The sequence below is a fragment of the Prauserella cavernicola genome (assembly GCF_016595675.1).
GTDB classification, from domain to species: domain Bacteria; phylum Actinomycetota; class Actinomycetes; order Mycobacteriales; family Pseudonocardiaceae; genus Prauserella_A; species Prauserella_A cavernicola.
The window spans coordinates 61,978-69,617 of the sequence record NZ_JAENJH010000016.1; the positions used below are offsets into that span (position 1 = coordinate 61,978).

Annotated in this window: 8 protein-coding genes and 1 rRNA gene; 4 read left to right on the forward strand and 5 right to left on the reverse strand. The window is 69.4% G+C overall.

The window, feature by feature from the left end; all coding sequences use genetic code 11:
* Window positions 1-408: 408 nt before the first annotated feature.
* From JHE00_RS33815 to JHE00_RS33830, 4 genes are all read right to left on the reverse strand, one after another.
* Window positions 409-1,278, reverse strand: a complete 870-nt coding sequence (locus tag JHE00_RS33815; RefSeq protein WP_200326169.1) for an aldehyde dehydrogenase family protein — start codon at window positions 1,276-1,278, stop codon at window positions 409-411.
* Window positions 1,271-2,704 carry an aldehyde dehydrogenase family protein gene (locus tag JHE00_RS33820; RefSeq protein WP_200326171.1) on the reverse strand — a complete coding sequence of 478 codons (1,434 nt, stop codon included), beginning with the start codon at window positions 2,702-2,704 and terminating at the stop codon, window positions 1,271-1,273. Before JHE00_RS33820 ends, JHE00_RS33815 begins: the two co-directional genes overlap by 8 nt.
* Before the next feature lies 1 nt (window position 2,705).
* Window positions 2,706-3,671, reverse strand: coding sequence for a deoxyribose-phosphate aldolase (gene deoC, locus JHE00_RS33825; protein ID WP_200326173.1), 966 nt, complete (start codon window positions 3,669-3,671; stop codon window positions 2,706-2,708).
* A 103-nt stretch (window positions 3,672-3,774) separates the two neighbouring features.
* On the reverse strand, window positions 3,775-4,440 hold the full coding sequence (locus JHE00_RS33830; protein WP_200326175.1) for a DUF1707 SHOCT-like domain-containing protein: 666 nt from the start codon (window positions 4,438-4,440) through the stop codon (window positions 3,775-3,777).
* A gap of 65 nt (window positions 4,441-4,505) precedes the next feature.
* Between JHE00_RS33830 and upp the strand changes: the two genes are divergently transcribed.
* Complete coding sequence (upp, locus tag JHE00_RS33835; protein ID WP_200326176.1) at window positions 4,506-5,129, forward strand: uracil phosphoribosyltransferase; 624 nt, start codon at window positions 4,506-4,508, stop codon at window positions 5,127-5,129.
* Here the strand turns inward: upp and JHE00_RS33840 are convergent.
* Window positions 5,126-5,719, reverse strand: a complete 594-nt coding sequence (locus JHE00_RS33840) for a TetR/AcrR family transcriptional regulator (protein ID WP_200326178.1) — start codon at window positions 5,717-5,719, stop codon at window positions 5,126-5,128. The two genes, upp and JHE00_RS33840, sit on opposite strands and share 4 nt — an antisense overlap.
* Before the next feature lie 96 nt (window positions 5,720-5,815).
* Between JHE00_RS33840 and JHE00_RS33845 the strand changes: the two genes are divergently transcribed.
* The 3 genes from JHE00_RS33845 to JHE00_RS33855 form a co-directional block, all read left to right on the forward strand.
* Window positions 5,816-6,205 carry a MerR family transcriptional regulator gene (locus JHE00_RS33845; RefSeq protein WP_200326180.1) on the forward strand — a complete coding sequence of 130 codons (390 nt, stop codon included), beginning with the start codon at window positions 5,816-5,818 and terminating at the stop codon, window positions 6,203-6,205.
* A 53-nt stretch (window positions 6,206-6,258) separates the two neighbouring features.
* A complete protein-coding gene (locus JHE00_RS33850) occupies window positions 6,259-7,191 on the forward strand; it encodes an aldo/keto reductase (RefSeq protein WP_200326192.1) in 933 nt (310 codons plus the stop codon).
* 381 nt (window positions 7,192-7,572) lie between these two features.
* Window positions 7,573-7,640 (forward strand): 16S ribosomal RNA (locus JHE00_RS33855); the annotation flags it as partial.

A 7,640-nucleotide genomic window follows, 5' to 3' on the forward strand; every position in this document is an offset into this window, starting at 1 on the left:
CCGCGCGAGTCCCCCGCCCAGGCACGCGAGTCCCCCACTCGGGCACGCGAGTTCCCCGCCGGGAACGGCTCGGACACGCGAGTTCTCCGCTTATGACTGCGAGTCCCGCACTCGGGCGCGAGTTCCCCGCTCAGGCACGCGAGTCCCCCGCTGGGGACGGCTCGCACCCGCGAGTTCCACGCTTCGGTCGGCAGCTGCCGCCTCGGCTGCGGTACTACTGCCCGCGCTCCAGGCCCGGAACCAGCGCGCGCCGCTCAACGCCCAGGTTGTCGACACTTGCTCGGTTCGTCGAATCGTCCGACCTGGCGCCGCGGGCCCGCTCCGGAACGCAGAACTCGCGCACTGGAGCGGGGGACTCGCGGACTGGAGCGGGGGACTCGCGCGCCCGAGCGGGGGACTCGCGCGGCATCAGACTCCCTGGGGGTGCCAGACCGTTTTCGGCTCCAGGTAGCGGCGCAGGCGCGCGATGTCCGGGCGGCGGGTCCAGTCAGGCTCGTCCTCCGGCACGGCCAGCACCCGCTTCACGGTGCCCGCGGCCTCGCGCGCGATCTCGACGCGGCCCAGCGGGCCTGCTCCCGTCGGGTCGAGCGCGTTGACGTCGCCGTGCGAGGCCAGCCACGGGCCGAGCTCGCTCGCCTTGCCGGTCAGCACGTTGACCACACCCGCGGGCACATCCGACGTCGCGAGCACCTCCGACAGCGTGATCGCGGGCAGCGGCCGGTCGGCGCTGCTCACCACCACCGCGGTGCAGCCGGTCGCCAGCACCGGCGCCACCACGCTCACCAGGCCGAGCAGCGACGACTCCTGCGGCGCGAGTACCCCGACGACCCCGGTCGGCTCCGGCACGGTGAACGAGAAGTACGGCCCCGCCACCGGGTTGGCCGCGCCGAGCACGGTCGCGATCTTGTCCGTCCAGCCCGCGTACCAGACCCACCTGTCCACGGCGGCGTCCACAACGGACTGGGCCTTGCGCGCGGGGAGTCCCTCGGACGCCGCGACCTCGGCCGCGAACTGCTCCCGGCGGCCCTCCAGCACCTCGGCGACCCGGTACAGCACCTGGCCCCGGTTGTAGGCGGTCGCGCCGGACCAGCCGCCGAAGGCCTTGCGCGCGGCGACCACCGCGTCGCGCACGTCCTTGCGCGAGGCGTGCGAGGCGTTGGCGAGGAACGCGCCCTTCGAGTCGGTCACCGGGTAGGTGCGGCCGGACTCCGAGCGCGGGAACTTGCCGTCGACGTAGAGCTTGTACGTCTTGGCGACGGAGATCCTGTTGTCAGACATCGAGATACGCCTCCAGTCCGGTCCGGCCGCCCTCGCGCCCGAAGCCCGACTCCTGGTATCCGCCGAAGGGGGCGGTGGGATCGAACCGGTTGAACGTGTTGGCCCACACCACGCCCGCGCGTAGCTGGTTCGCCGCCCACAGGATCCGGGAGCCCTTCTCGGTCCAGATCCCGGCCGACAGCCCGTACGGGGTGTTGTTGGCCTTGGCGATGGCCTCGTCGGGCGTGCGGAACGTGAGCACCGACAGCACCGGCCCGAAGATCTCCTCGCGCGCGATCCGCATCGACTGCTCGACGTCCGAGAACACCGTCGGCGCGAAGAAGAAACCGCGCTCCGGAACCGGGCACGGGCTGGTCCAGCGCTGCGCGCCCTCGGCGTCGCCGGACTCGGCGAGCTCGCGGATCTTGGCCAGCTGCTCGGCCGAGTTCACGGCGCCGATGTCGGTGTTCTTGTCCAGCGGGTCGCCGAGTCGCAGTGTCGAGACGCGGTACCGCAGCTTCTCCAGCAGTTCATCCACAACGGACTCCTGCGCGAGCAGCCGCGAACCGGCGCAGCACACGTGGCCCTGGTTGTAGAAGATGCCGTTGACGATGCCTTCGACGGCCTGGTCGAGCGGGGCGTCGTCGAACACGATGTTGGCGGCCTTGCCACCCAGTTCCAGCGTGAGCCGCTTGGACGTGCCCGCCACCGAGCGCTGGATCAGCTTGCCGACCTCGGTCGAGCCGGTGAAGGCGATCTTGTCGACGCCAGCGTGCTCCACCAGCTCGGAGCCGATGTCGCCCGCGCCGGGCAGGATGTTGACGACGCCGGGCGGCAGGTCGGCCTGCTGGCAGATCTCGGCGAACACCAGCGCCGTCAGCGGCGTGGTCTCGGCGGGCTTGAGCACCACCGTGTTGCCGGTCGCCAGCGCGGGCGCGATCTTCCACGCGAGCATCAGCAGCGGGAAGTTCCACGGGATGATCTGCCCTGCCACGCCGAGCGGCTGCGGGTCGGGACCGTAGCCCGCGTAGTCGAGCTTGTCGGCCCAGCCCGCGTGGTAGAAGAAGTGCGCCGCGGCGGTGGGCACGTCGGAGTCGCGCGACTCCTTGATCGGCTTGCCGTTGTCCAGCGTCTCCAGCACCGCCAGCTCGCGCGAGCGCTCCTGGATGAGCCGCGCGATGCGGAACAGGTACTTGGCGCGTTCGGCGCCGGGCATCTTGCGCCACGTCTTGTCGTAGGCCTTGCGGGCGGCCTTCACGGCGACGTCCACGTCGGAGGAGGACGCGGTGCCGACCTCCGTGAGCACCTCCTCGGTGGCCGGGTTGATGCTCTTGAGCGGTTCACCGCCGCCGTCGACGAACTCTCCGCCGATGAACGGCCGGTAACTCTCCTTGAGTCGCGCGATCTCGCGCGACTCCGGCGCGGGCGCGTACTCCCACATGCTCATGTCAGTCCACCGTCACATACTTGGGGCCGCTGTAGTGGCCGTCGAGCTGGGTGCGCCGCTGCAGCAGCAGGTCGTTGAGCAGGCTGGAGGCGCCGAAGCGGAACAGCGAGGGCGTCAGCCATTCCGGACCGGCCACCTCGTGCACCGCGACGAGGTAGCGGATCGCGTCCTTGGTGTTGCGGATGCCGCCGGCGGGTTTCACGCCGCGCAGCTCGCCGGTCGAGACGTACCAGTCGCGCACGGCTTGCAGCATCACGTGCGTCACCGGCAGGGTCGCGGCGGGGGAGACCTTGCCGGTGGAGGTCTTGATGAAATCGCCGCCCGCGAGCAGCGCGAGCCAGGACGCCCTGCGCACGTTGTCGTAGGTCGCCAGCTCGCCGGTCTCGAGGATGACCTTGAGGTGCGCGGTGTTGCCTGCTGCCGCACAGGCTTCTTTGACGGCCTGGATCTCGTCGAACACCTGTCCGTAGCGGCCCTCGAGGAACGCGCCGCGGTCGATCACCATGTCGACCTCGGAGGCGCCGGAGTTCACGGCCAGTGCCACGTCGGTGAGCTTGACCTCCCGGCTCGAGCGGCCCGACGGGAAGGCGGTGGCCACGCTCGCCACCCCGATGCCGGTGCCCGTCAGCGCCCCGACCGCGGTGGACACGAGATCCGGGTAGACGCACACGGCGGCGACCCGCGGCGTGTCCGGCCGGTCGGGGTCGGGGCGGCGCGCCTTGGCGGCCAGCGCCCGCACCTTTCCGTGCGTGTCCGCGCCCTCGAGCGTCGTCAGGTCGACCATGGAGATGGCCGTGTCGATCGCCCAGAGCTTGGAGCCCTTCTTGATGCTGCGGGTGCCGAGGCCCGCGGCCCGCTGTTCGACGCCGACCTGGTCGACGCCGGGCAAGCCGTGCAGGAACCGGCGCAGGCTCGTCTCGTCGCGGGTGGCGTCGGAGAGCTCGGCCGGCAAGGTGGGTGTTGCCATGCGCACGAGCGTAACCGGACGCCGTGGATCAGCGCCCTGGAACAGCCGTGGTCGCGACGGCGGGGCCGAGGATGCGCCTGCGCGGTTCCCCAGCGCGTTGCGGCTATTGCTCGATCTGCTTCTTTTTGGGCTCTCGGGGCAAACGCTTGATCTCGACGGCACCCCAGAAGGCGAAGCCGTTGATCTTGACGGTGGGCGCGTCGGCAGGGACCTCGTCCTCGGGGCGCGCGTTCTTCTTGTCGACGGTCTCGAAGGCGCCCATGAAACCGATGCCGGTCACCTCGACGTGGATGTCGTCGGGCACCGTGATCTCGACCCCGCCCATGATCGCGACCGCGGTGATGGTGGAGTGCTTCTCCGCGAACCGCGCCTTGCGCAGGTCGATCTCGGTGCCACCCCAGAAGGCGAAGCTGTTGTGCTGCGGCGGCAGCACCCAGTTGCCCTTGCGGGTGGCGCCGGACATGATCGCGATCGAGGTGGTGGAGCCGGGCTTGCCGCCGATGCGGGCTTCGGGCGGCAGGGCCTGCTGCGCGACCACGGGCAACTGTCCCGGCTGCGGGGCGGGCTGGATTCCGGGGAGGTCCTCCAGCACCGGTTCCAGCTCGCCGAGGGTCTTGGCCCCGTACACGGTGCCGAGCCGTTCCTCGAGCTCGGCCATGGTGATTCGGCCTTCACCCATCGCGTTGTGCAGTACCTGCGCAACCCGTTCGCGGTCGGCGTCCGACGCGCGGAGTTGTTTCGGATCGCGCGCCCCAGGCTGTTCCGTCACCAGTACACCCTAGCGATGACCGTCACCTGGCTCGACACCATCGTCGCTGATTAGGGTGTCGGGTCATGGATGTCGTCGTGGTCGAACACCCGCTGGCCCGCGCACGCCTGTCCACGATGCGTGACGCCCGCACCGACAGTGCGGCGTTCCGCGCGGCTCTGCACGAGCTGACCGTGATGCTGGTGTACGAAGCCACGCGCAACGCGCCGCTGGTCACCGAGCGCATTCACACGCCGGTGGCCCGCACCGACGCGTACCGCCTCGCGAACCCGCCGCTGCTGGTTCCGGTGCTGAGGGCCGGCCTCGGCATGGCCGACCAGGCGCACAAGCTGATCCCCGACGCGCAGATGGGCTTCGTCGGCCTGGCGCGCGACGAGGAGACGCTGCAGCCGACGCCGTACATGGTGTCGCTGCCGGAGTCCCTGGCGAAGCGGCCCGTGTTCGTGCTGGATCCGATGCTCGCCACCGGCGGTTCGATGGAGTACACGATCCGCCTGCTCACCGAGCGCGGCGCCACCGACGTCACGGCGGTGTGCGCGCTGGCGGCCCCCGAGGGCGTCAAGCACCTCGAGGACTCGGGGCTGCCGGTGCGCGTCATCACCGCGAGCATCGACGAGCGGCTCAACGATTCCGGGTTCATCGTGCCGGGCCTCGGCGATGCCGGGGACCGGCAGTACGGCACCGTCTAGGAACGGCGCCAGCCGTTGGCGTTGGCCCTGATGGCAGGCTCGTAGGCGCGGCAGAAGTTGATCTCGCGCGGCAGCGTCTCGTTCAGTTCCAGCGAGACGAGCCCGTGCGCGCAGCCCCAGAAGCTCATCGCGATCACCTCGACCGGGACGTCCGCGAGCGCCTTGGTCGCGATGCCGTCGGAGACCACGTCCCACAGGGGCCGCAGCGCGTCCATCGCCAGCTTGCTCGCCTCGTCGTTGGGCTCGAACCCGGGCACCGCGTTGCTGAACATGACGGAGTAGAGGCGGCGGTCGGCCAGCGCGCTGTCGCGGTACGCCAGCCCGAGCCGCACCACGTCCTCCACGGCGTCGCCGGTGCGGGAGACCGAACGCAGCCGCCGGTCGAAGTGCCGGAAGCCCTCCGAATAGAGGGCGTTGACCAGGTCGGGCTTGCTGCCGAAGAGGGAGTACACCGCCGTCGTCGACGTCTCCGCCGCCGCGGCGAGCCTGCGCAGGCTCAGCGCCTTGGCCCCCTCCGCGGCGAGCAGCTCGCTCGCGCGGTCGAGCAGTCGTACTCGCAATGCCTCGTCGTGTGTCCTCGGGCGTGGCATGTCGATCACCATAACGGGACGGTGTTACGGAACCGGATGAACACCTCCCGCTCCGGAGTTGACCTGGAGTGCGCTCCAGGTCGTACGGTCGATTTCATGAGCTACTCGATAGCGGAGGCCGCGCGACGTAGCGGGTTGTCGATCGACACCCTCCGGTACTACGAGCGCATCAAGCTGCTCGAGCCTCCCGCGCGGGACACCGCGGGCAGGAGGGCCTACTCCGAGGAGGACCTGGCCTGGCTGAGCTTTCTGACCAAGCTGCGCACCACGGGCATGCCGATCCGGCGGATGCGGGAGTACGCGACGCTGCGCAGACGCGGGCTCGCGAGCGCGGGCAGGCGCAAGGCCATCCTCGTGGAGCAGCGCGGTGCGGTCGCGGAGCGGATCGCCGAACTCCAGTCGTCCCTCGAGATCCTCGACTACAAGATCGACAACTACGAGCGCATCGAGCAGGGCGCGCCGCTGCCCAGGGAGGCCAGCGCGTGACGCGGACCAGAAACCTCGGCGAGCTCACCGTCAGCGCCGAGGGGCTCGGCTGCATGGGGATGAGCGACTTCTACGGCGCGGGCGACGACACGGAGTCGATCGCGACGATCCACCGGGCACTCGAGCTGGGCGTGACGCTGCTCGACACCGCCGACATGTACGGCTACGGCCGCAACGAGGAACTGGTGGGCAGGGCCATCGCGGACCGCCGCGAACAGGTGGTGCTCGCCAGCAAGTTCGGGCTGGTGCGCGACGAGCGCGACCCGTCGGTGCGCGGCGTGCGCGGGGACAGGGAGTACGTGCGGCAGACGGCGGAGTCGTCGCTGCGCAGGCTCGGCGTCGACACGATCGACCTCTACTACCAGCACCGGGTGGACCCGACGGTGCCGATCGAGGAGACCGTCGAGGAGATGGCGCGCCTCGTCGAGAGCGGAAAGGCCCGGTATCTGGGGCTGTCCGAGGCGGGCGCCGACACCATCCGCAGGGCTCACGCGGTGCACCCGATCTCGGCGGTGCAGCTGGAGTGGAGCCTGTGGACGCGCGGGCTCGAGGCCGAGATCGTGCCGACGTGCCGGGAGCTGGGGATCGGCATCGTCGCCTACTCGCCGTTGGGGCGCGGGTTCCTCACGGGCCGGTTCACGTCGACGGACGACTTCGACGACGGAGACGTGCGTCGAGCCGGTCATCCGCGGCTGGCGGCCGGGAACCTGGAGCACAATCTCGCGCTCGTGCGCGCGCTGGAGGAACTGGCCGCGCGCCGGGGCGTGCCGGCCGGGCAGCTCGCGCTGGCATGGGTCCTGCACAGAGGAGAGGACGTCGTCCCGATCCCGGGCACCAAGCGCCGCAGGTATCTGGAGGAGAACGTCGCCGCGCTCGACATCGCGCTGACGCCGGAGGAACTGGCGTCGATCGAGCGCGCCGTGCCCGCGGACGCGGTCGCCGGCGAGCGGTACCCGGAGCAGGCCCTCGGACTGACGGGGCGCTGACCCACCGCCGAACGGGCCTACGGGGTGTCTGACCAGCGAATTCGTGGTTAAGTGACCCCCCTGTTTCGGGGGCGATCAAGGGCATGTAATCTTTTCTTCGTCGCCAGGGAGACCGGGCCGAAAGAACCGAGAAGGTTCCGAAGCACGGGTTACCAGGTAGGGGAAAATTCCCCGGCCGGAGTTCTGCTCCCTAACATCGAATCAGAAGATTTGAGTTAGGAAAGCTTGCGCTCTGGTCAAGACGACAAAAAATGCAACTTTGTGTTGTTTGAGAACTCAACAGTGTGTTTGTGAGCTTGTAGTCTTTGAGTTTGGCTCGCCGTTTTTGGTGGGTTTGCTTGAGGCTATATGTTGAATATAGCCAGGTTTTTCTCTAATGCATTGTTGGAGAGTTTGATCCTGGCTCAGGACGAACGCTGGCGGCGTGCTTAACACATGCAAGTCGAACG

Coding starts and splice junctions, on each gene's coding strand:
- upp (WP_200326176.1), top strand. CDS start 4,506: ATGGATGTCGTCGTGGTCGAACACCCGCTGGCCCGCGCACGCCTGTCC.
- JHE00_RS33820 (WP_200326171.1), bottom strand. CDS start 2,704: ATGAGCATGTGGGAGTACGCGCCCGCGCCGGAGTCGCGCGAGATCGCG.
- JHE00_RS33840 (WP_200326178.1), bottom strand. CDS start 5,719: ATGCCACGCCCGAGGACACACGACGAGGCATTGCGAGTACGACTGCTC.
- JHE00_RS33845 (WP_200326180.1), top strand. CDS start 5,816: ATGAGCTACTCGATAGCGGAGGCCGCGCGACGTAGCGGGTTGTCGATC.
- JHE00_RS33815 (WP_200326169.1), bottom strand. CDS start 1,278: ATGTCTGACAACAGGATCTCCGTCGCCAAGACGTACAAGCTCTACGTC.
- JHE00_RS33850 (WP_200326192.1), top strand. CDS start 6,259: ATGGGGATGAGCGACTTCTACGGCGCGGGCGACGACACGGAGTCGATC.
- deoC (WP_200326173.1), bottom strand. CDS start 3,671: ATGGCAACACCCACCTTGCCGGCCGAGCTCTCCGACGCCACCCGCGAC.